The following is a 22134-nucleotide window of genomic DNA, read 5'->3' as shown; positions in this document are numbered from 1 at the left end:
AAGGTCACGGACCGGTCCGGCCCCAGGGCTCCAGGCCACCGAGGCCACCACCCGGCCCCCGTAGCTCAGTGGATAGAGCAGGCGCCTTCTAAGCGCTTGGCCGCAGGTTCGAGTCCTGCCGGGGGCACTTTGCCCGTACGACATCAGGCCCTCCCTCGGGAGGGCCTTTTTGGCAGGTCACCGCACCGTAGCGAGGGCGGCGTAGAGAACGCATAAGCGCCGGACCGACCCCCAGTCAAGGTGGGGAGGGTCCGGCGCTGTCCGGTTGCCACCGGGTTTCTACGGGTGGCTACGGAGAATGCACGGAGAAGGTCTCCGCGCCCCCATCAGCCCTCGTCAGGCAGGTCGGGGAGGTCTTCCCCGGCTTCCATCCGCTTCTTGAGTTCGGAGAGCTGACCGGACACGCAGCGGGCGTAGATGGCCAGCAGGACCGGCACGCTGTTCCCCGCCCACTCCGCGACCTGTGCCGACGGAATGCCGTCGTTGAGCCACTTCGTCAGCCGCGTGTGCCGCAGGTCGTACACCCGCTTGCCCAGGGGTGAGGCGAACTCATCAGGGGTGAGGACCTTCGCACGAGCGGATCGCCAGGCCCGGCGAATGACGGAGCCTGCGAGCAGCTCGCCCTTCTCCCCCTGGAACAGCAGGTCGCTCGGCTTCAGTTCCTCGGCTTTGATGTGCTCGCGCAGAATCCGCGTGAGCGACGGATGCCCGGGGACGACGCGGGTGTCGTCCGCGGCTCGCCCCTTCAATCCCCGCTCCTCGTGGATGGCCCCGGTGTCGGTCCAGTTCTTGCCGACCTCCGGCTGAGCTGTGTGAAAAAGCAGCTCGCACCACTGGTCCGCAGAGTCTGGGTCGGGCAGCCGAACGTCCCTCACGCGCATCGCCACTGCCTCTTCGGGGCGCGGACCGGCGTAGTAGAGCAGCGCAAAGATTGCATGCAGTCGGGGACCACCGCGGGGACGGCTGCGTACCCACCCCAGCAGCCGGGCGGCCTGGCCGGTATTCAGGAGTGCCCGCTTGTCCACCGCAGACGATGTCCTCGGCGCGGTTCCCCTGCCCTTCGGCAGGGGGTTCGTCCTCAGGACCTTGCGCTTCACGGCGTGCTCCATGGCGACGTTGAGAACGCGCCGGTTGCGCTTGACGGAGCTGGCGGCAGCGCGTGTGCCGTCCAGCCGAATATCGAACGCGCGCAGCACTCCATCGACCTTGGCCGGGTCCTCCCAGGCCGCCATGGACAGTGTGTTCCGTTCCACCCACTTGAGGATGGCCAATACCTCCGGCGGCGCCTCCTCGCGCCGCTTGGTGTTGAAGGCGAACTCACGGAGTGCCGTGCGCACGTCGACAGGCCGAAAGCCTGTTGATGGCGTTCGCAGCAGAGCGATGGTGGTTGCCGTCAGCGCCTTGGACGTGTTCTTCCGGCTGTTGCCGGCCGTCCGGTCCCATTGGACGTCGGCGAACTGGACAGCGAAGTCGTACCAGTTCACGGCAGTAGCTTCGACTTCGACGGCCCCATCTGTCACGTCTTCCGGGGGCTCCCCGCCCCCGGTGTGGCCCACGAACTCGCGGAGATGCTCGTCGGGCTTACCCCGGCGCTCGAAGGTGCAGCGCGCGCCACGGACGACCCGATGGAGGTCCACCGCCTTTCGGTGGGGGGTGGGGAGGCGGCCCTTGCTGTCGTCGAAGCGGCGCTCACAGAGGCGGAGATCAAGCCGGTCAGCGTCGCCGGGCCGCCGACCGACGGGGCCGTCGAGAGCATAAAGGCCGCGCGCGAGTCGGGTCGGCGCGTGGCGGTCGTGAGCAACAACTCTGCCGAGTGCGTGCGGGCTTACCTCTCGTTGAACCGGATCCTGAGCGTCGTTGATGAGGTGGTCGGTCGCCCGGTTCTGCGGCCGGACCTCATGAAGCCGTCACCACACCCCCTGCTCGAAGTGGCCTCGCGTCTTGGTGTGCCCCCTGAGCGGACGGTCCTCATTGGCGACTCCGTGACCGACATCGAGGCGTCCCGCGCAGCGTCGGCGCGAAGCGTCGGCTTCGCCAACAAGCCGACGAAGGCGGTCGCCCTCGCCGAGGCCGGCGCGGACGTGGTCGTCGTCGACATGAACAGCGTTGCCCGTGCTTTTGCAGAGTCGGAGCTCTGACGGGCCTGTGGGCCAGGTACGCCGCACACCGCGCCGGATCCCGGAAATGCGCAGGTCAGGCCCCGAATAGCCCCTACACGCCGACCTGTCTTGAAAGTCGTCGCTGTGCGAGCGCGGTAAAAGTTTCTCTACTCCATTAAAATCCTGCGACTGTTCTCGGAGCCCCATCCCCCCGGCGTGCCCTAGGGGTATCTAGCGATGGAGAGGCCGCAGGTGAAGGGGGTTAAGGGGAGCCCTCCGCCGCACGTCTGCCCGCAGAACTGCGATTATCGCCGCAATTCATGCAATTGCATATCAATCGACAAGGAGAGAATGCCGGCGCTGGACCCCACGACAAGAGATCGCCCCACTTGGGAAATGGACGTGACGGGATGATAAACGGGGATCTCCATCAACCGCCTGTGCTCAACTGGGTCCCAGAGTCGCACTGTTCTATCGTCGCCTCCACTCACCAAAATGGTCGCACCCCGAGAGCGGAATAGCGCAACAGAGGTGACCCAGTCAGTATGTCCTTCCAAGGTTGCAATAGGATTACCACTCAATGGATCCCATATCCGAACCAGGGTATCCCTACCCCCGGTGACCAAAAAATTGCTGCCGTTGACCTCAAATCCCTCGACGCATAACACCCAGTCTGGTTGATCACAGAGTTTGCGAACAACCTCGCCCGTTACTGGGTTCATTATCGCAAGTGAACCTCCAGTCCAATTTTCACCCGCGCAAGCAATGAGCGTGTCACCTCCGCTTGGCAGGCCGCACACATCGTAGGCAGCGCTGTACCAATCTTCAATGCGCAATACGCACTCACCGGAAATCGGGTCCCAGACACAGATGAGCCCACTCCGATCGGCGCTCGCGATGAGGGACCAGTCGAAAACATTGACGCGACACATGGCAACGACCGGTGCCGTATGCGATTGAAAAATCGGTACGAACTCATCCAGTGCAAGTGGTTCACGCATTCGAATGGTCCCGTCCAACCCACCCGTCAGTACCACTTGTTTACCAGCAACTTGGGAAGAGAGCACAGACCCGACGCCCTGCGGGCCACGCCGGATCAGACGCACCGTCTTTCCCGACTTTACACTCAACAGACGGACCGCACCGTTGTAATCACAAGACAAGACCGAAGGGCGCGACTGAAGCGAGAAGCTCTGCACTGTGTGGACCCCGTGCGTAAGCTCAGACAGTGTATGACCTATGGCTGCATTCGGGTCCCAGAGCCGAACCGAGTTATCGACCCCGCTACTCGCCAACATGGCACGTCGGCCGACTTGAACACTGCAGATAGCAAGGACATCCTCGGTGTGTCCCTTGAGACGACGAACCACTCGTCCAGTTTGAGGACACCAGAGGAGGATGACCTCGTTGCAAAATCCTGCTAGTAGATCAGTTTCCCCATCGTTTACGACGCAGACCCCTCGAATAGCCTCATCTGGAGCTTCGATTGTTAGCGTTGCTCTGCCACTGTCTAGACGCCTTAGCGTAACGCCCATGGTTGAAGCACTAGCAACACAGGGGATACCACCAACGACGACTTGACATATTGAATTTATTTCTTGTTCGCCGGTGTAGTAATCCTTACTTATATCCCCCTCGTCCTCCTCCCCCAACCTCCGGACAATTCCCCCGGATCGCGGGTCAACTATGCTTATATCTCCTGCTTCTGAGCAGATTAGGAATTCGCGACTCTCCAATGTCGCGGTGCATATCGCCTCTACCCAGTTCACAGACGAAACCGTACGGAGGCACCGTCCTGACAGTGGATCCCAGATAGAAACACGACCACTGAAGTGTGCCATCGCGAGGAGATCATTTCCTCCCACACGAACACTCCGTAGGGCAAACGCGTCTGTGTCGGCAGCCTCTTTTGAGTCGTTGTTGAGTGCGCGAATCTTAATGCCAGTTGTCGGATCCCACAGCCATACCTCGTTTGCCCTTCGAGTCGCAGAGGTAGTGGAATCCGCCGTGATGCTTGCCAGCAGGGTCCGGCCTCCGGTCTGGATGCTGCAGAGCGCGATCACTGTGCCGGCGTGGCCCTCCAGCACTCTGACTGTTTCTCCACTCGAAGGGTCAGATAGACGCAGGTTTCCGTTCTCACTACCGCTCGCTAGTAGCTGGCGCCCTCCAGCCTTCACGGCGCACAATGCTCCAACGCCGCCAGTGTGACCCTCGAGCGTAACCTCCTCTGATCTAGGCGTCACCGTGGTCCACTCGGCCCTGTAGGGAGTGTGTGCTGGGTACTCCTTAAAGTTACTTCCCAGACGCTCCTGCAATTCGGAAACGCTGAATAGCGAAACTCGCTCCTCGGGAGTCGCGCCAATTGCCTGAGGGACTTTCCTGAGCAATTGGGCACGGTGGCGAGTGGCCTCACTCGCTCCATCATCTGCTAGGGGAATGATTCTCGGTAGATCACAGCGCAGTAGGTATTCGTTATCAACAAGTATCTCATCCAGAATCCCGCCGCGGTGAGCATGATTGGGGAGAGACTTGAACATGTAAGGTGAACAATTCTGCCAACGCAGAGATCGCCCTTCCGCGATAAACGACCTGGCGATGGCGCGCTCATCCTCTTTCCTTGATGACCCATCGCGGCGGCCTGCAATCAAGGCATCATTCAATGCTTGATGGAAGAGGCGATATTGGCTCACCTCATCAATACTGCTAGTTTCGATCAAGAAATTAGCGGCAGACGAGCGAGCAAAATTCTTGACCTCAGCGACGCTTAGGTCAATACCCGATATAGCCGCTACTGCCGTTTTCCAGAGATCGATAGGGAACCCGGGGGCTTCAGCGTAAGCGAGTGCTGAAAGTGCAACCTCTGCCTTGACGCTTCCAACATCGGGAAGCCTTTGCAAGTAATTCCTCAAAGCCGCTTCGACCGTCGGTGTAAAAGATACATCCTCAGGCCTGATCGCAACGTCATCATACAAACCATGGGTGCGAGCGACCAAACCCGCTACGAGGAAGTTTCTCTCAGAAAGTTCAGCGATTCTACGAGCAATAGGACTTGCTACCTTGTGGTCCAGGTATGGATTGCCTGGTCTCTCATCTCCCAGGAGGCGTAGCGTAGCCTCCGCGTAGGCGGCAAGATCTGTTTCTTCGAAGAACTCTGAACTATCAAGGTTAATGACTTCTGCAGCGGGCCCGAAGACATCCAACAAGTTGCCTTCGTCGTCGCGTGGTCGAGTCGCAACGAGCACGCGAACGCCAACATCGGAGCAGGTTTCCACAAGGGGAAGCACGATTCTGGTAACTGTAAGACGCGCCTGCTCGGCGCTTACAGTTTCATCCAGCGCGTCGATGACGACGGTAAATCCCTTGACGGGACGCGAAACAAGTGCGCTATGTAGCGCAGCGGGAAGATCATCTATTTGAGCTGGCAAAGTAGCCGAAGCGGCTCGCGCGATCTCACATGCTACGTCCAAGGCAGTTTTTCCCTTGGCGTGGACAGCGCATGCTACTGAGCCAATAGGGGCCCGTATGCCGTCGTCCTCAGGCGGTAGAGACGCGGCTATCGCTGCATCTGCTGTCGTGACTATGCGGCCTAGCACAGCTGACTTTCCGACACCGGGCGAACCAGTAACTACGAGGGCTCGCCGCTCATACCGCCCACCGATCCACTGAATTATCTTTGTAAGCGCGGTAGTTCGACCGCGGAATCGGTAACCTCGTTCGGTGTCTACAGTGACGCCGCGTGCGCGCGGCTTCCAGTGTCTGCCTGCTTCAGGATCTTCTTCGAGCTTCCAACCCCAGGCTGCAAGTGCCGCCTCACCCGCTGCTTCAACAGACCATTCGCTGAGGATTCGAAGTTTTTGGTCGGGAAGGCATCGATCCACCTGGGCAAGTGAGATAGCGCAGGCGTCACCGCTTACGCCGCTTGCTTGTCCCACCATGCCGACTACCGCATTGTAATTTGGCGACCAAAGGGCTGCGCCACTATAACCGGGACGGACGGGGTAACGAGAGTCTGTATCCAGGCGCACCCACCCGTAACTCAGCTCCTCGCCGATCAATCCGCTGGATGAATTCCCTATCCACTGTCCATCGGGAAATCCAAAAGACCACCATTCCCCGCCAATCAAATCGTTGGCGCTAGGGCATCTCAATCTGGCGGGTGTATCGTCAGGGAGGGGCTCTTCCAGATACAGGATGGCAACATCTTGAATCTGTGGTTGTGGTGGGGTTACGATCTCACGAACTTGGACTCTGCGGGGGCCCATGTGGTCTGATTTGGGAAATGCCACCCAAGGACTTACTCCGCTACTTAGCAGGGGTTGTACAACATGGGCACAAGTCATGACTCGATTGATGTCAGCTACAAAACCTGACCCAAGAGGTCGCAAGTCGTCCTCTGAGGCATGTATGGCTGCAACCCACGCGGCTGACTGCGGTCTAGCGTCACGCTCGGCCCCGGACATGTACCGCTACCTATGCTGTGGCGCTGCTGTTGCCGTCAGGTTTCCATGTCAGCGTGACTTCAAAATTGGCATCTACGCCAGTTTTTGCTACGAGCCAGTTAGTTGTGCCGTTTACCTTGATCCCAAACTTTATCTGCACTTCGCTCGGCTTGGCCTCCGCCACCTTCTGCATCACAATACGAGCGGCCTGCACGGCAGGGCTTATCGCCTCTTGCACATGGCCGGCCACGCCATCAGCACTCACAGGTTGGAAATCACTCGTCGGCTCAATCTCGAAGCGCACGGTGGTGGCATCGTCGAGCATGTAAGTGACTACTTGAGATGAAGTCAATTGGTCCCTCCCCCTAGCCCAGAGCCCCAGTCTAGTGGCTCCTTCCGGGAACGACCCTCTGCCGGAACGAGCCATGGGCGACACCGTAGATCAGAACACTGACAGTGCCCTCGACGAAGCGTCCCTTCTGGGCGAAGCGTCCCTTCTGGACGAGGTGCGGACGGCGAGGACCCGTGTCCCTGAGCGTCGGCGTTTCTCCGCAGATCACAACAGGCGCAAGGGAGCGATGCTGGCGAGTCCTGGTGCGTAGCCTGAACGGGCAGGGCCAGCACGAAGAAGCTTTGGCCGAGGCCCGTCGGCTCACGCCAGACCGGGTCCGCGCCGCGAGCGGGGCTCAGGACATCGGCGCGGCCACAGCCCTGTATGGCCTGGGCCGCCGCAGCGAGGCGGAAGCTACAGCCCGGCAGGCGTTGAACGCCTGCGAGCAATTCCTGCATCCGATCCACCCCCGGACCCAGGAAGCCCGCACACTGCTGAGCCGCATTACCGCTGAGGATCCGCTCGCCCGACCAGCCCGAGTCGAACTCCGGCGAGAGGGCGCAACTCGGGCGTGCCGTGCCGGCACGCAAGCTCTCTGCAAGCTGCGGTGACGGCAATCTTTGCGGCAACGTCGGCACACTGAAGCGGTCTTGACCGCTTCCCGGAGCTCGTACAGCCGTGCTCGGCGACAAGGCGTACGACTCCCGGGCCGTCCGCCGTGCACTGCGCAAGCGCCAGATCCTGCCGGTCATCCCCCGCAGAGGCGCCCCGAACATCAAGGACCTGGGCAGGATCCGCTACGTCATGGAGCAGACATTCGCCCTGCTCCACCAGTTCAAACGCCTCGCCGTCCGCTGGGAACGACGACCCGAGCTCCACCACGCCTTGGTCGCGTTGGCCTGCAGCCTCATCTGCTGGAGACGCCTCAAAAAGACCCGCTCGTGATCCTTTTACGAGTTCTTAGGTTCCATAATCGCTGTCCCGCGCCGGGCATCGACCTCTACTGTCCAACTCATGCATATGGACGCAGAACGGCTCGCGGGTTCCTCGCGCAAGTGGATGACCGCCGCATTCGCGGCCTTCTCTGATGGACCGTCCTCGGAAGACATGGCGGTCCATCACGCAGGAGTGGCCACCGAGCATCTACTGAAGGCGTTCCTCGTCAGGCTGCACCCGACACTGATAGTCGACGGCAAGGACTTCAATTCGATGCTCTACGCCGCGGGGCATGGCGCACTCCTTCAGGTCCGGGGGACACAGGTCAAGACGATCCCACTCGGTGAGGCGTATGACCGAGTGCAGAAGATCTTGAAAGGCAAGATCCCCCCGAAGCCCAAGGTCTGGCCGCTTGCTGATGCCCGTAATGGCGTTGCCCACTGCGGATACCACGATCCGTCAGAGGTGCACAAGGTCTTCACCAACTGCATTGCGGTGATCGATCAGCTGCTTGTTGAGCTTGCGGTTGGCCCCGACTACTGGGGTGACTACAAGGCGCTGCACGACAAGCTGCTCGGCGAGGGAGTGGAAGCTGCTCGTGTTCGGCTGGAGGGCAAGCTCGCCAGAGCCCGGCGCGTCTTCGCGGAGCGGTATGGGCACATCAACGAGAGGGATCGGGAGCTCGTGCTGACCACCGTTGCTCGTGTGATCACTCCGGGGTTCATCGGCGAGTACTCCGCGTCAGCGGCCTGTCCCGCGTGCTCGTCACAGGGCTCGTTGATGGGTCACAACTCCGTGGATGAAGAGAGGTGGGCTGTCGTGCTGACACCCCACATCTTTCGGTGCTTCGTCTGCGACCTTCGCCTTGAGCAGGAGGAGCTTGACCTGCTGGTCGTACCCCTTGGAGGCGACGTCGACGTGGACGTTTCGCCCGAGGACTACTACAACGAGTTCGAACCAGACGAGGACTACGAGCCCGACGGCGACGACGAGCCCGACGGCGACGACGAGCCGGACTATAGTGCGCTGCTCCGCGCCTACAGGAAACGGTGACGACCTCATGGCAGGCGAGGCTGGGGCGCGGGGGAGCCCCGCTCGATCTCCCGCTAGTGCATACCGAACATCAAGCGCCTGGGCAAACTGCGCCACGTCGTCGAGGAGACGTTCCCAGCGGACGGCGAGGCGTTTGAACTGCTTTCAGGCATGCTTGAGACAACGAAGGCTCCTCAACGGACAGCCGTCATACACCACGTCGAGCCGGTCAACCTGCCAGCAGGATGAAGGCGAATCTCACCCGACGTTGCTGCAGGCGAGCAGGTGCCTCACCGTGAGCGGCTCATCATGCCGGGCAACTTCCTGCCTTTGGAACAGTAGGCGCACGACGATTTTGCCGTAGTGGTGGCACAGACCCACCAGGGCGTCCCAGGTGGCCAGGCAGTCGCCGAGAGCACTGTGCGCGGCAAGGTTGCCGGGAGAGTACAGGTCGGCGAGGTCGGACAGAGCGTGATTGCCTCTGTGGTATCGGGTCTGCTGACTGATCCGCATCGGGTCCACGACTTGCACCGGCCGACCCAGACGGTCGGCAAGGGTGGGAAGGCCGTGTCGGCGGCATTCCGCGTCCAGCAAGGGTAGGTCGTAGGTGCGGTTGAAGATCACCAGCGTGGCCCCATCGGCGATTTGCTCAGCGAGGATGCCTGTCAGTTCAACGATGGCGTCACGTGGGCTCACACCGTCATTACGGGCCATCGTGTCGTCTATGCCGTGGATGTCGTAGGCGTCTTCGGGAATCGGCACGCCGGGATTGATCAGGACGCTGTCCCAGGCCAGGGCGCGGTGGTCGGCCAGCAGCCAGGCGGCCTCCACGATGCGGTCCGTATCGGGATCCAACCCAGTCGTCTCCAGATCCAAAACGACGATGCGCTCGCCAGGAAACGAACTAGCGGCATGCCGTCTCTCTGCTGTCGCCTCCTGCAAATGCTTCTCAACCGCGCGCCGGTCCGCGGCACGGGCCAGCCGGCACAGAGCGTGAGCTACCTCGCCGGGCGTGCTGACGTGGGGGAGCCGAAGAAACTCCCCGCGCTCGTCTGCCAGCCCGCCAGGAGATGAGATGAACAGGGACGAGCTGCCATCGGGGCCGGACAGCAGTCCGATGGTGACTGCGTAGCGCTCATCGTGAAGGGACAGCAGCAACCGCTCCCCAGCGCCCGTTGTCTCATCCGGTCGGAGAAACTCCGCCCAGGGACGGGCATCACGAGCAAGATCCCGCTGGCGCAGCTCTTCTTGATAGCTGTCGGCCAGCTCCGTCCCTGTCTAGCATCCGCCCCACTCAGCTGGCAACGCGTTGATCAAGGCAGCAAGGTAAGGCTCTGGAGCGAGAGGGTCGAAGAACATGTTCCTGTCCTGGGGCGGCGGGCTCCGGGCATGGCGAGGAGCACAGTCGGCTTGATCGTAGAGGATCGCACGGAGTGGCCACCCCACTAGGAGATCCAAGGACGAAGGCGCCTGCTGCGCGCGTTATGGGGCTACGGACCGTGACCGTCTGGCTCCGTGACCTTCCAGCTCGATACCGCCCCCGCGGGCGCCCGGAGTAGCGACCCGTTGACGCCATACGCCTCCGACGGATCCGCTCGGCCCGGCATGGAGCGTGCCTCGTCTGGAGCCATCGCTCATGAGATCAGCAGGGATTGCGTGATGGCAGGTTGCCGCACGCTTCCCCGCAGCTCCGCACCTCTCCAGTGGAACGATGCCCTCCGGTGAATACGCGGCGCGTCGGCCACTGCAGAGGAGCTGGCCGGTGCTCCGCCCCAGGTCACACGGCTAAACATGTAGCAGAAGACCAGCCCCTTCTAAGCGCTTGGCCGCAGGTTCGAGTCCTGCCGGGGGCGCACAGCGCGCACGACCATGAGGCCCTCCCGCCGGGAGGGCCTTCTTGCTGGTCATGGCACGGTAGCGGGGGACGTGTAGCGAACGCATAAACGCCGGACCGGCCCCAGGTCACGGTGGGGAGGGTCCGGCGCTGTCCGGCTGGCACCGGGTTTTCGCGGATGGCCGTATCGAATACGTGCCGAGGTCTTCGGCCGGAACAGTCAGCCGGCATCCGGCAGCTCAGGGGGATCCCCCGCAGCTTCGAGCCGCCCCTGGATATGAGGAAGCTACCCCTCGACGCACCGGGCGTAGGCGGCCGGCAGCACGGGGACACTGTTCGGCGCTGGAAGGTCCTCGGACGGGGCCTCCCCTGCTCGAACGAAGCTGAGAGCTCGGAGAAGGAGCTGCTGGGGCATTTCGGCAACGCAGCGAGCGTGCGTGCCAGGCGTCGCGAGCCGGGCGCCCATTGTGTGAGCGCCTCGAAATGGTCCACCCCAGCAAGACGGTGCCGCGCCAGAAGCTGGCAGGCTCTGGCGCGGCATTGGTAAGGCGGAGGGGCGTCCTCATACTGGGCGTATTCGCGTGTTCCGACAACGCAGCGAGGTGCCGCAGCTGTCGTCGTGCGCCCGCCAGGGATTACGGGACAGCCCTTAGGCGAGCGGACCCTGACCCTGCCGTGCTACGGAAGTCGATGCCGGACAGTGCGCGGGACGAACGCGTGTCGACGTTTCCCCCGGTGACTCAGTCCGCCGGCGACGGGTGAGAGAAGAGGCTGGACTCCGCGGAGATGGCCGACCGCGGAGGGCCGCGCCTCACCCGAAGCGGCCCGCGACGTAGTCGGCGGTGCGCTGGTCGGTGGGACTGCCGAAGATCTGCTCCGTGGGGCCGTGCTCGACGATCCGGCCGGGTGTGCCCTGCTCGGCGAGGAAGAAGGCGCACTGCACGGAGACGCGGGCCGCCTGCTGCATGTTGTGCGTGACGATGACGATGGTCACCTCGCCCGCCAGCTCCGTGATCGTCTCCTCGACCCGCCGCGTGGAGGTGGGGTCCAAGGCGGAGCAGGGCTCGTCCATGAGCAGCACGCGCGGCCGGACCGCGAGCGAGCGGGCGATGCACAGCCGCTGCTGCTGGCCTCCGGACAGGGCACCGCCGGGCTTGCGCAGCCGGTCGTGGACCTCCTTCCACAGGCCCGCGCGGGTCAGGCACTCCTCGACCAGCTCGTCCTTCGTACGGCGCGTGGCGCGGACGCCGGTGAGCTTCAGCCCGGCGACGACGTTGTCGTAGATGCTCATCGCGGGGAAGGGATTCGGCTTCTGGAAGACCATGCCGATCCGGCGGCGGGCGTCGGTGAGGCGGCGGCCGGGCGAATAGACGTCCTCGCCCTCGAAGAGCACCTCGCCGGACATGGCGGCGGCCGGAATCAGCTCATGCATCCGGTTGAGGGTGCGCAGGAAGGTCGACTTGCCGCAGCCGGACGGGCCGATGAGGGCGGTGACCTCCCCGGCGGGCATCGTCAGTGAGACCCGCTCCAGCACCTTGTGGCTGCCGAACCAGGCGGAGACGGCGCGGGCCTCCAGCGCGGCCGGGTTCGCTCCGGTGACGGCGGTGGGGTCGGGAAGTACGACGGTGTCGGTCATGGCGGTTTCCTCTAGAGCAGGTTGGGGAGCAGCTGGGTGACCTGGGCGGCGACCTGGAGCCCCAGGACGGCCGTCACGGGGGCGAAGACGATCCAGGTCTGGTGGCGGCCCCAGCGGTACCAGGCCCACACGGCGGCGATCGAGACGAGGGCGAGGCCCTGCAGCCACATCACCAGCGGCCAGGGCACGCCGGAGCCGGCGGCCATCGGCTGCTCGGACTCGGGCAAGGTGCCGGGCTGGATGGTGGCGGCCGGGGTCTCGGCGGTGGCGGACACCTGCTCGGCGTCGACGCGCAGGATGCCGGCCGGGAGGTAGGCCGGACCGGTGGCGGTCACAAGGACGAGGCGGCCCTTGCCCGCGGCGACGGGCGCGGGCGCCGGGTCCCCGGCCCTGCGGACGTCCATGACGCGGTAGGAGACCTTGCCCTGGCCGGTGGTGACCGTGAAGGCGGCGCCGCTCTTCAGCTCCGACAGCCGTCCGAAGGGACCGCCGTAAGCAGCGGCGCGGCCGAGCAGAACGCTCGTGCCGGCCTGGCCGGGCATCGGGGTGTCGCGGCGGTGGCCGGGGCCGTCGGTGAGCACACGGGAATCGGTGCCCTCCATGACGACCTCGCGCACCTGCAGGGACGGGATGCTGAGGAGGGCGACCGGAGTGCCGGGGGCGAGCAGCCTGCCCTGCGGGTCCGTCTGGGCGACGGGCGCGGTGCCGAGCGCGAGATTCGCGCGCAGCTCGTCGAACGCTCCCTGCTGGGCTGCGCGGTGCTGCGCATGGCTGACGACCAGCAGCTGCGTGGTCAGTCCCAGCAGTACCGCGGCAAGAGTGAGCAGGGCGCCCCGGGCAAGGTGCTGAGCGGTGGGTATCCGGGTGCGGGACAGCGTTACGGTGGCGCCCCGGTCACGGATACGGGGCGGGTTCGGTGCGACGACCGTCACGGCGGCCTGCCTCCTACGGATGGGGTGGGGCCGGGGAGGCCGCGGTGTGCGGCCTCCCCGGCAGGTGGATCAGGTGGACTTGATGGTGAAGTTCGCGCCGTTCTTGGTGTTCACCGTCGAGGAGCCCTGGTAGTGCGCGTGCAGGGTGTGCTTGCCCGTCTTCAGCTTCGGCAGGGTGATGGTCACCTTGCCGCCGCTCAGGGTGCCCGTGGCGAGGACCTTGGTGCCCTCGACGATCTGCACCTTGCCGCCCGGGGTGGTGCCCGTGGCGGTGACCTTCACGGTGACCTTGGCCTGCTTGGTGTGGCTTACCGAGGTGGGCGCGCTGGTGGTCACCGAGGCCGTGGCCTTGGTGACCGTCAGCTTGACGGTCGCGGTGGAGGAGGAGAGCTTGCTGTTGCCGCCGTACGACACCGTGAGGGTGTGCGTGCCGACCGACAGGTGGTTGGACACCGGGACGGTGACCTTGCCGTGGCTGTCGAGCGTGCCCGTGCCGCGGGTGGTGCTGCCTTCCTTCACCGTGACCGTGCCGCTCGGCGTGACCGAGTTGCTGCCGGTGACGGTGACGGCGAGCTTCGGGGTGCGGCCGTACGCGGTGGTGGCGACCGTGGCAACGGTCTTGCTGGCGTACTTGACCGAGCCGGTCCAGGAGGCCGCCTTGCCCGCACCGTTGAGGTTGTTGGCGGTGACCGTGGCCGAGTAGCTGCCGACGGTCAGGCCGCTCGCGGTGTACGAGGTGGTGCCCGCGACCAGGTCCTTGTTCGCCACGACCGAGCCGCCTGGACCGGTGATGACCACGCGGTAGTCGGTGACGGCCAGGCCGGTGCCGGCCGGAGCGGTCCAGCTGAGCTTCAGGCTCCCGCTGCCGGGGGTGGCCTTGAGCACCGGGGTGCCGGGCAGGTTCTTGGAGACACCGCCGTCCTCGAGACCGCCGAACTTGGCGTGCTTGGCCGGATTGATCGAGCCGTTGTAGGGCTCGTTCATGAAGCCGAAGTCGTCGATGACATCCTCGGCCGTGTCCGAGGCCAGCGCCGCGACGTGGCTGCCGTTGGTGACGAAGATGTCGTACAGCGCCTTGTCGAAGAAGGCGCTGCTCGGGTCGATCGCCCGGGACGGTACGACGTTGTAGACGTCGCGGCCGAAGGTCGCGTCGTCGTAGTAGTCGCCGACCGGGGCGAACTTGCCGTCGACCTTCGTCACCGGGGAAGTGGGGACGGCGTCCCCGGGCAGCTGGATGCCGGCCAGGAATGCGCCGGCGGCGACCGCGGTGGAGCTGTGGTCCGGGGCGACGCCGTTGTTCTGGGCGATCCAGCTCGCGACGGAGAAGGGCACCAGGGCGCCCTCGGCCGTGAGGGCGTCGTCGGCCTGGTTCTCCTGGACGGTGGGGACCCAGGCGACGTCGTTGTCGTTCAGCCCGATGGACGACAGGAAGAACTTCCGGGTGCCGGATCCGTTCTGCGGGATGTACGGCTTGACGGTCAGGCCGTTCAGCGTCTTCAGCGTGCCGTTGTAGATGTCGTGCAGCTGGTCGACCGTCAGGTTCTGCAGCGCGGAGCCCCGGGCGGCCACGCCGACCGCGTCGCGGGCCATCGGGATGTAGGTGAGGGCGTTGCCGCTCGCGCTCGGGCCGCCCGACGAGCGGGCGAAGTCCACCTGGCCGGAGATGCCGACGCCGTCGCTGTTCGGGAACTTGCTGCCGGTCAGCGACATGCTCAGCGCGGTGCGGCCGTTGCCGGAGCCGTTGGGGCGCAGGAAGGACGGCCCGCCGGAACGGGTGGTGATCTTGGAGGTGGTGGAGCCGGTGCCGGGCTCGACCGCGTCGTACGAGGCGAGGCCGGCGCCGCCGGCGGTCACGGCCGTGGCGGCGTAGCTCTTGGTGTTGACGGTGTCGCCCGCCAGCGCGTTGAGCACGTCCTGGGTGGTGTCGGAGCCGACGCCGACGAGCTTGCGGAAGGCTCGGGCATCGGGATCGGCCTGGGCCGGGCTCGCGAGAGCCAGACCGCCGGCCATGACGGCGGACACGAGGGCCACGGCCGTAAGGCGCACAGAGCGCATGAAAGGTCTCCTGCTCATGAACGTGAAACCGGTGATTGCAAGGGATCTGGCAAGGTGGTACCAACCGTCCGCCCCGACTGCCTTTCGGGGCGGACGGCCGTCTGTGGGGGCGGCTGAGCCGCCGGGCGGGTCACAGTCCGACGCGGCGTCGCAGTCGGCCGAACCGGTCCCGCAGGACCGCCGACTCCGGCAGCACCGTCAGCGCGCGGCCGCCGGGCAGCGGCACGCGCAGCGGCAGCCGCAGCCTCGCGCCGCCCGCGAAGGGCGCGCCCAGACCGGCGGCGGCGCCGAGCGCCGCGCCGATCGGGACGGCGTAACGCAGCGCGTTGGACGGGTCGGCGGGGGTGGTTCCGTTCGCCGTGACCTGGACGGCGTCGCCGCCGTCGTAGGAGGGGGAACCGCTGGGCACCGGACTCGCCCCGGTGGGCGTCGCGTCGGGGCCGGCGCCGCCGGTCGGCCCGGCGTCCGTGCCGTCGCTGCCGCCCGAAGTACCTGAGCCGCCGCTGTCGCCGGACCCCTTGTCGTGGCTGGCGGAGGCCCTGGGCTTCCAGGAGGCCAGCTCGGCCGCGGCCTTGACGGCCTCGGCGCGCAGAGCGGACGGCAGCGGGGCGTAGCCGGGCGGCAGTTCACCGGGGCCGGTGCCGCTGGTCTGGCCGGAGCCGGCGGCGAACGTCAGGAGCGTCGCGTAGTCCTTGCGGGCGTCGGCCTCGAGCGCGGCAGGGCGTACGGCGGCGTGGACCAGCTGGGCGAGCGGGTAGGCGTTCTTGGCCTTGGCCGTGGCCGGGTCGATCTCCTGGACCAAATCGCCGGACGCACTCGCGGCGGCCGCGACGAGGGTCTTGCCGGCCGGCGCGGTGAACTTTCCTGCGGCGTTGAGCAGCCGCGCGGTCTGCAGTCCGTACCGGGCCGCGGAGGCGGCGTCGGTGATGGTCAGCACGAAGCGCGACCCGACGGTCTGCGGGCCGGGGCTCTTGAAGGCCGGCGGGCTCGCGAGCGCGTCCCAGGAGGACTTCCACAGCGTGTCCGCGCGGCGGGTGTGCAGGGCTCCGGCGTGCATGTCCGCCACGTAGGGGTGGAAGTCGGTCATGCACTGCTGCTGCGTGGCGCCCGTCCCCGGCGGGATCGTGCACCAGCGGTCGCTCTTGGGGAAGTCGTCGCGCGCCGGATCGAAGGCGCCGTCGGTGTTCAGGTCGGCGTTCGTGCTGTAGTACGGGTTGACCGTCATGCCCCAGTCGTCGGGGATGCCGGCCAGGAAGCGCCGGGCGTCCTTGTCGGCGGTGACCCACTTCCACACCGCGCGCGCGGAGTCGGAGTGACCGAGCGCGGTGATGAGGTCGGTATCGGTGGCGGGGGTCTCGGAGACCGACAGCTCGGCGAACTCCGGGTTGTACGCGAGGAACTCGGGGTCGGTGACCAGACCCGCCGGGTTCTTCTTCGCCCACTCGTAGTGCTTGGCGGCGGTGAGGCTGGACGTACCGTCGGAGAACGTGGTGACCACCGCCGCCCACGGGGAGTTGCGGTAGGACTCGGTGAGCAGCTTGGCGACCAGCCGGGGGGTGAGGTCGATGGACTCCACCTTGGTGCCGGAGAGTTTGCGCACCGAGTCCGGGGCACCTGCCCTGGCGCGGCGTTCGATCGTGAAGCCGATGACCACGCCGGACAGCGCGACGGGCGCGTACGTCACGTCGTTGGCGGTGTCCAGGGCGCGGGTGGTGAAGGCAAGACCGCTCTTGCCCTCGCGGGCGAGGCGGGCACGGGCTTCGGGCTCACCGAGCTCGGTGTAGCCGTAGACGGTGCCGCTGGGGCAGAGCGCGGCCTGCCAGCTGGTCATGGCGTCGGCGGCCAGTTCGCTGCCACTGGTGGCTCGCTCGTCGGAGCCGAGCGGGCAGGAGGCGCCGACCTTGTTGAAGCCGAGCTTGATGGCGACGCGGTTCTTCCAGTTGGTGGAGGAGACCGGCGAGCCCGCATTGACCTGGGTGCGGTCGGCGTACGGCTTGCCGTCGAGGTCGAGGTGCCCCTGGGGCACGATGACCAGCCAGCAGGAGCGAGGCGCGGTGCGGCCGTTCTTGGTGACGGGGGTGCCGCAGCCCAGGTGGGGGGCCTCAAAGGCGGTCTGGACCTCGAAGAACTCCTTGCCGGTGCCGTCGGCACTGGTGCGGGCGAAGTCGACTTCGTTGGTGGTGTTGCGGTTGTACAGGGCGTTGTTCTGCAGACCGCTGGTGATCAGCGTGCCGTCGACCGACTTGAAGGGCACCTCGCCCTGACCGAAGACGCCACCGGCGCCGTAACGGTCGTCCTGACCGTAGTTGGACGGGTCGGCGCTGTAGATGACATCGCGGGTGTCGTCGCTGTTGTTCCCCGGCCAGCTGCTGCGGTCGGTGGTCGGCGAGGCACCGTACTGGCACTGGGTGCGCGGCGGTCCTGGGTTGCCGGGGACGGTGCCGTCGTCGTCGCCCCAGCACTGCATGATCTGGACGAAGTCGGTGTTGAACTGGGTGCCGGCAAAGGTGGTCGGGCTGCCGCCGCGCCAGGACACGGTGACGGCCTGACTGGTGAGGTCCTCGGTCTGGCTGACCGTGAACTCCATGTCCTGGAACTCGCCGCGCCCGGGGACGGTGACGGCCGAGCTCTTCGGGTCCGCCGCGGCCGCGGGCTGCGCGGCCTGGGCCACGACGCCGCCGAGGAGCGCGCCGATCGCCGATCCGGCGGCGACGCGAAGAAGGAGGCGCTTGATACGGCTCCGCGTGCTCATCGGGATCTCCTTCGCAGCGCCTGGGAGACGGCGGCGGGCAGCAGCACGAGCCCGAGCAGGGTCACCACGGCCAGCAGCATCAGCGTCTGGGCACCGCCCCAGCCGCTCCCGGCGGCCACGGTCACCGGCTGGGCGAGGGCGACGGTGCCGGTGGCACCGCCGGAGGCGCCGGTGCCGCCCGAGGTCCCGCCTTTCGGGGCGACGGTCTGCCCGGTGTCGGGGTCCACGGAGGGACCGCTGGACGTACCACCGGACGCGGTCGTGCCGCCGGAGGCCGTACCGCCCGTGGCGGCGCTGCCGCCGGACGTACCGCCGGACGTACCGCCGGACGAGCCGCCGTTACCCTTCGCACCGCCACTGCCGGTGGTGCAGGGCGGGGCGCCCTTCTTGTCACAGGCCTTGGGGTACGGAGCGGTCTCGGCGAGGCGGTTGCGGCCGTCCTGACTGAAGGTGGGGTTGTTGCAGCCCTTGATGTTGATGGTCTGCGTCTTCACGCCCGGGATGCGGCGGATCTGGTCGAAGCCCGCCTGCACCAGGTTGATCGGCAGCGGCGAGTAGCCCAGCTCGGGTGCCTGCCGCTGGCCCTGACACATGAAGTAGTACGAGAAGGCGCCCAGGGTCTTGCCCTTGGCCTCGGTGAAGGTGCCCTGCTCCTTGAGCGGCAGGATCATGTACGAGTAGCTGGACAGCGGGTAGTTGCGCCGGTCGGTGTCGTTGTAGACACCGTCGAGCTGCTGGGTGAGGTAGTCGGTGGACTGCTTGTCGGTGTTGATCCTCGCCTTGAGCAGGGACACGGCGACGTTCTGCGCGGTCGGCTCGGTGTAGTAACCGGCGTGGTTGAGGACCTTGGCCACCGGGAAGCCGGCGTTGAGGGCGTACGAGTAGTTGACGTACCCGATCGCGCCCTCGCCGTAATTCTGCGCGACGTAGCCCGCCACGCCCAGGTCGCCGGACTGGGCGATCATGCCGGAGACGCTCGGGAAGTACGAGGTCTGGCCGCACGCCCCGGAGCGGCCGACTCGCCCGCAGTAGGCCTGCCACAGCGACTTGTGCTGGTTGGCCATCCACAACGTGAACTGGGCGGTGGAGCCGGAGCCGTCGGAGCGCACGACGGGGATGACTTTGCGGTGCGGCAGCCGAATCCCGGGGTTGTCGGCGGCGATCGCCTTGTCGTCCCAGTAGCTGATGGCACCGGTGAAGATCTTGGTGACCACGTCACCGGAGAGCCGCAGGTTGTTGACCCGCTTGCCGTTGATCGTGAGGTGGTACATGAAGACCGTGCCGCCCGCGACGATCGGCATGTACGCGTACGTGCCGGCGCCCGGTTGCTCGGCGGCGGAGCCGTCGGTGGGGTGGGTCTGGAACGGGATGTCGGAGACGGCGAAGTCGACCTGGCCGTTGAGGAACTGCCGGCGTCCGTCGGAGCTTCCGGTGCCGGAGTAGCTGATCCGCATGCCGTACTGGGTCACGCCGCGGCGCCACTCGTCCACCGCGTTCTCGGCCCATGTGGAGCCGGCGCCGGCGATCGGGGTGTAGCCGGAGTCGGCGGTGGCGGGCTGCGCGGCGGGCAGGACCACGCCGGACAGCACGCCCAGCAGCGCGGCCAGCGCGCTCAGGACACGCCATCGGGCCCGGACGGCCGCATACCGTCGAGTGAAGGGGATGCGCATCAGTCGTTGTCTCCAGGGGCGGCGGCGGGGGCACCGCCGAGCACGGACAGGGCGGGGGCGTGCAGTTCGACGAAGCGCTCCACGTCGCGGCGGGAGGCCCGCTCGGCGCGGCGCGCCTGGCGCTTGGTGTGGTGACCCGGGCCGCGGCCGCCGAGCAGCCGGGCGATCGTGAAGAGCACCAGGACCAGGGCCATCAGCACGGCGGCGGCACCGAAACCACGGGCGATCATGGTGGGTTCCGGGGACTTGACGAAGTTGAAGACGGCCAGCGGCAGGGAGACCATCGGGCCCTGCAGCGGGTCGGCGTTGAGGGCCGCGGTGAAGCCGGCCGTGAGCAGCACCGGCGAGGTCTCGCCGACGCCGCGGGCGGTGCCGAGGATGACGGCGGTGGCCAGGCCCGAGCGGGCGGTGGGCAGGATGACGTGCCACACGGTGCGCCAGCGCGGCGCGCCGAGCGCCTCCGAGGCCTCGGTCAGCGTGCCGGGGACCAGCCGCAGGACGACGTCGGACGCGCGGATCACGATCGGCAGCATCATCACGCTGATCGCGAAGCCCGCCGCGAGGCCCGACTTCTCCATGCCGAGGCCGAGGATCCAGGTCGCGTACACCATCAGGCCGGCCACGATCGACGGGAGCGCCGTCATGGCCTCGACGATGGTACGGACGAAGCGGGAGAAGCGCCCCGGGATCTGGTTGAGGTAGACCGCGCAGGCCAGGCCGAGGGGGACGGTGATGGCCAGCGCGATGCTGATCATGATCAGGGTGCCGAGCATGGCGTGCGCGATGCCGCCCGCGGTCAGCGGATCCAGGGGACCCGCCGCCTGCATGTCGTGGGTGAAGAAGTTGCCGTGCGGCAGCGCCTGCCGGCCGCGCCACAGGGTGAAGCCCACGACGAGGGCGAGCGCGGAGAACAGGACCGTGGCCGCCGACCACAGCACGACCGTCATCACCCGGTCGCGGACAGCGGGGCCGTCGTCCTCCAGGCCGGTCAGCATCGCGTAGGCGGCCAGGAAGCACAGGTACGCGGTCACGGTGAAGCCCAGCGTGCCCGAGAGCGGCGCCAGTTCGCCGAACAGCAGGATCGCGGCACAGAGCCCGGAGGCGGCGGCGCCGGTGACGGCGAGAACGCCGCCCCGGGTGACACCGCCGATCCGGCGCGGCCGGTCGGGCGGTTCGGGCACGTGAGCGATGCCCGGGGGGTCGGGGACGGCGTCCTCGACGACGTGCGCGGGGGTCTCTTCGACGACGGTCATGTCATGCCTCGCTCTGCGAGCCGGAACGGGAGCGGGCCACGATGGATGAGGCGGTGAAGTTGACCACCAGCGTGAGCAGGAACAGCGCCAGGCCCGCCGCCATCAGCGCCGACATGCCGAACTCGGAGGCGTCGCCGTAGTGCAGGGCGATCAGTGAGGAGACCGAGTTGGCGCCGGTCTGCAGGATGTGTGGCTGGATCGTGAAGACCGGCGAGATGATCAGGTAGACCGCGATGGTCTCGCCCAGCGCCCGGCCGAGCCCCAGCATCGTGCCGCCGATCACGCCGCCGCGCCCGTACGGCAGGACGACGGTCCGGATCACGCCCCAGCGGGTCGCCCCGAGCGCGTACGCGCCCTCCCGCTCGCCCACGGGGGCCTGGGAGAAGACCTCGCGCATCACGGAGCACTGGATCGGTGCCACCATCAGCGCAACCACGAGCCCGGCGACGAAGGAGGAGGCGGTGTAGACGCTGGTGGAGGCAAGCGGATCGCCCGGCTGCGCGCCGTCCACGTGCAGGAACGGGATCCAGCCGAGCCAGTCGGACAGCCAGCGCGACACTCCGACGACGTGTCCCTGCAGGAAGAACAGGCCCCACAGGCCGTAGACCACGGACGGGACGGCGGCCATCAGATCGACCATCGCGATCAGGGTGCGGCGCAGCCTGCGCGGCGCGATGTCCGAGATGAACAGCGCGGTGCCGAGCGCGAGCGGCAGTGAGAAGGTGACGGCGACGGCGGCGATGAGCAGGTTGCCGATGAGGATTGCGGCGATGCCGAAGTTGTGGACGTCGGGCTGCCATTGGGCGGTGGTGAGGAAGGACAGGCCGGCCACCTTGAGCGCCGATCCGGCTCTCAGCAGCAGGAAGATTCCGACTGCGGCCATGATGGTGAGCACGATCGTGCCGGCGCCCGTGAGCTGAAGCCGGAAGATCCGGTCACCGGTGCCGCGGGCCGCGTTCTTCGGGCGCGGCGGGGCGCTCTCCGGCTCCGGTCTGGCCGGTTCCAATCCCGCCTCTGCGGTCGACATGCGGCCCTCCCTCGATCACGCCCGTGGCAGGCGTGGGTTCGGGGAGATTCAATGGCTGGATCATGTCAACACCGACGTTCACACATGATGGAGGCGTGAACAGTGCGTGTCCTTACGGTGGTTGATCTGTGTAGCTTA

Annotated in this window: 14 protein-coding genes, 1 tRNA gene and 1 pseudogene; 4 read left to right on the top strand and 12 right to left on the bottom strand. The window is 66.3% G+C overall.

Going from position 1 to position 22134, the window contains the following annotated elements; genetic code table 11:
• The first annotated feature begins 54 nt into the window (after positions 1 to 54).
• A tRNA-Arg gene (locus ACNPQM_RS08900) sits at positions 55 to 127 on the top strand.
• A 199-nt stretch (positions 128 to 326) separates the two neighbouring features.
• On the opposite strand, the gene ACNPQM_RS08895 is transcribed toward ACNPQM_RS08900, so the two are convergent.
• Positions 327 to 1484, bottom strand: coding sequence for a tyrosine-type recombinase/integrase (locus ACNPQM_RS08895; RefSeq protein WP_418083564.1), 1158 nt, complete (start codon positions 1482 to 1484; stop codon positions 327 to 329).
• Positions 1485 to 1547: 63 nt separating this feature from the next.
• Here ACNPQM_RS08895 and ACNPQM_RS08890 point away from each other — a divergent pair, with 63 nt between their 5' ends.
• Positions 1548 to 2138: an HAD family hydrolase gene (locus ACNPQM_RS08890; RefSeq protein WP_418083563.1), complete on the top strand. Its 591-nt coding sequence runs from the start codon at positions 1548 to 1550 to the stop codon at positions 2136 to 2138.
• A 266-nt stretch (positions 2139 to 2404) separates the two neighbouring features.
• Here the strand turns inward: ACNPQM_RS08890 and ACNPQM_RS08885 are convergent, their stop codons facing one another.
• The 3 genes and pseudogenes from ACNPQM_RS08885 to ACNPQM_RS08875 all read right to left on the bottom strand — a co-directional run bounded on the left by ACNPQM_RS08885 (position 2405) and on the right by ACNPQM_RS08875 (position 6863).
• Entirely contained in the window at positions 2405 to 6034 is a 3630-nt protein-coding gene (locus tag ACNPQM_RS08885; protein WP_418083619.1) for a WD40 repeat domain-containing protein, read from the bottom strand.
• A 9-nt stretch (positions 6035 to 6043) separates the two neighbouring features.
• Positions 6044 to 6559: pseudogene (locus tag ACNPQM_RS08880) on the bottom strand (S1 family peptidase); the annotation flags it as partial.
• A gap of 10 nt (positions 6560 to 6569) precedes the next feature.
• Positions 6570 to 6863 (bottom strand): CU044_2847 family protein, encoded by a 294-nt coding sequence (locus ACNPQM_RS08875; RefSeq protein ID WP_418083562.1) that lies wholly within the window; start codon positions 6861 to 6863, stop codon positions 6570 to 6572.
• A 684-nt stretch (positions 6864 to 7547) separates the two neighbouring features.
• Between ACNPQM_RS08875 and ACNPQM_RS08870 the strand changes: the two genes are divergently transcribed.
• Together ACNPQM_RS08870 and ACNPQM_RS08865 are read left to right on the top strand one after the other, a co-directional pair.
• Positions 7548 to 7814 carry a transposase gene (locus ACNPQM_RS08870; protein WP_418083561.1) on the top strand — a complete coding sequence of 89 codons (267 nt, stop codon included), beginning with the start codon at positions 7548 to 7550 and terminating at the stop codon, positions 7812 to 7814.
• A gap of 69 nt (positions 7815 to 7883) precedes the next feature.
• Complete coding sequence (locus ACNPQM_RS08865; protein WP_418083560.1) at positions 7884 to 8858, top strand: hypothetical protein; 975 nt, start codon at positions 7884 to 7886, stop codon at positions 8856 to 8858.
• A gap of 237 nt (positions 8859 to 9095) precedes the next feature.
• Here ACNPQM_RS08865 and ACNPQM_RS08860 read toward each other — a convergent pair whose 3' ends face one another.
• The 8 genes from ACNPQM_RS08860 to pstC form a co-directional block, all read right to left on the bottom strand.
• Entirely contained in the window at positions 9096 to 9995 is a 900-nt protein-coding gene (locus ACNPQM_RS08860) for an exonuclease domain-containing protein (RefSeq protein WP_418083559.1), read from the bottom strand.
• Positions 9996 to 11482: 1487 nt separating this feature from the next.
• On the bottom strand, positions 11483 to 12307 hold the full coding sequence (gene pstB / locus ACNPQM_RS08855; protein ID WP_418083558.1) for a phosphate ABC transporter ATP-binding protein PstB: 825 nt from the start codon (positions 12305 to 12307) through the stop codon (positions 11483 to 11485).
• Positions 12308 to 12318: 11 nt separating this feature from the next.
• The gene (locus ACNPQM_RS08850) at positions 12319 to 13239 is read right to left on the bottom strand and encodes a sortase (RefSeq protein WP_418083557.1); all 921 of its coding nucleotides are present in this window, start codon (positions 13237 to 13239) and stop codon (positions 12319 to 12321) included.
• A 69-nt stretch (positions 13240 to 13308) separates the two neighbouring features.
• On the bottom strand, positions 13309 to 15294 hold the full coding sequence (locus tag ACNPQM_RS08845; protein ID WP_418083556.1) for an Ig-like domain repeat protein: 1986 nt from the start codon (positions 15292 to 15294) through the stop codon (positions 13309 to 13311).
• A 130-nt stretch (positions 15295 to 15424) separates the two neighbouring features.
• On the bottom strand, positions 15425 to 18046 hold the full coding sequence (locus ACNPQM_RS08840; protein ID WP_418083555.1) for a hypothetical protein: 2622 nt from the start codon (positions 18044 to 18046) through the stop codon (positions 15425 to 15427).
• Positions 18043 to 19716 (bottom strand): phosphate ABC transporter substrate-binding protein PstS, encoded by a 1674-nt coding sequence (locus ACNPQM_RS08835; protein ID WP_418083554.1) that lies wholly within the window; start codon positions 19714 to 19716, stop codon positions 18043 to 18045. The genes ACNPQM_RS08840 and ACNPQM_RS08835 overlap by 4 nt, the downstream gene beginning before the upstream one ends.
• Positions 19716 to 20969, bottom strand: a complete 1254-nt coding sequence (gene pstA, locus ACNPQM_RS08830; protein ID WP_418083553.1) for a phosphate ABC transporter permease PstA — start codon at positions 20967 to 20969, stop codon at positions 19716 to 19718. Before pstA ends, ACNPQM_RS08835 begins: the two co-directional genes overlap by 1 nt.
• 1 nt (position 20970) lies before the next feature.
• On the bottom strand, positions 20971 to 21996 hold the full coding sequence (pstC, locus tag ACNPQM_RS08825; RefSeq protein WP_358858673.1) for a phosphate ABC transporter permease subunit PstC: 1026 nt from the start codon (positions 21994 to 21996) through the stop codon (positions 20971 to 20973).
• Between the last annotated feature and the right edge of the window lie 138 nt (positions 21997 to 22134).

Source organism: Streptomyces sp. NPDC056231, assembly GCF_048270745.1.
Classification (GTDB): domain Bacteria; phylum Actinomycetota; class Actinomycetes; order Streptomycetales; family Streptomycetaceae; genus Streptomyces.
This window is presented reverse-complemented; position numbering and strand designations above follow the sequence as displayed.

Bases quoted from the DNA above. Each gene is read 5' to 3' on its own strand.
- ACNPQM_RS08840 (WP_418083555.1), bottom strand. From the start codon at position 18,046: ATGAGCACGCGGAGCCGTATCAAGCGCCTCCTTCTTCGCGTCGCCGCC.
- ACNPQM_RS08885 (WP_418083619.1), bottom strand. From the start codon at position 6,034: ATGGTGGGACAAGCAAGCGGCGTAAGCGGTGACGCCTGCGCTATCTCA.
- pstB (WP_418083558.1), bottom strand. From the start codon at position 12,307: ATGACCGACACCGTCGTACTTCCCGACCCCACCGCCGTCACCGGAGCG.
- ACNPQM_RS08845 (WP_418083556.1), bottom strand. From the start codon at position 15,294: ATGCGCTCTGTGCGCCTTACGGCCGTGGCCCTCGTGTCCGCCGTCATG.
- pstA (WP_418083553.1), bottom strand. From the start codon at position 20,969: ATGACCGTCGTCGAAGAGACCCCCGCGCACGTCGTCGAGGACGCCGTC.
- ACNPQM_RS08875 (WP_418083562.1), bottom strand. From the start codon at position 6,863: ATGCTCGACGATGCCACCACCGTGCGCTTCGAGATTGAGCCGACGAGT.
- ACNPQM_RS08865 (WP_418083560.1), top strand. From the start codon at position 7,884: ATGCATATGGACGCAGAACGGCTCGCGGGTTCCTCGCGCAAGTGGATG.
- pstC (WP_358858673.1), bottom strand. From the start codon at position 21,996: ATGTCGACCGCAGAGGCGGGATTGGAACCGGCCAGACCGGAGCCGGAG.
- ACNPQM_RS08835 (WP_418083554.1), bottom strand. From the start codon at position 19,716: ATGCGCATCCCCTTCACTCGACGGTATGCGGCCGTCCGGGCCCGATGG.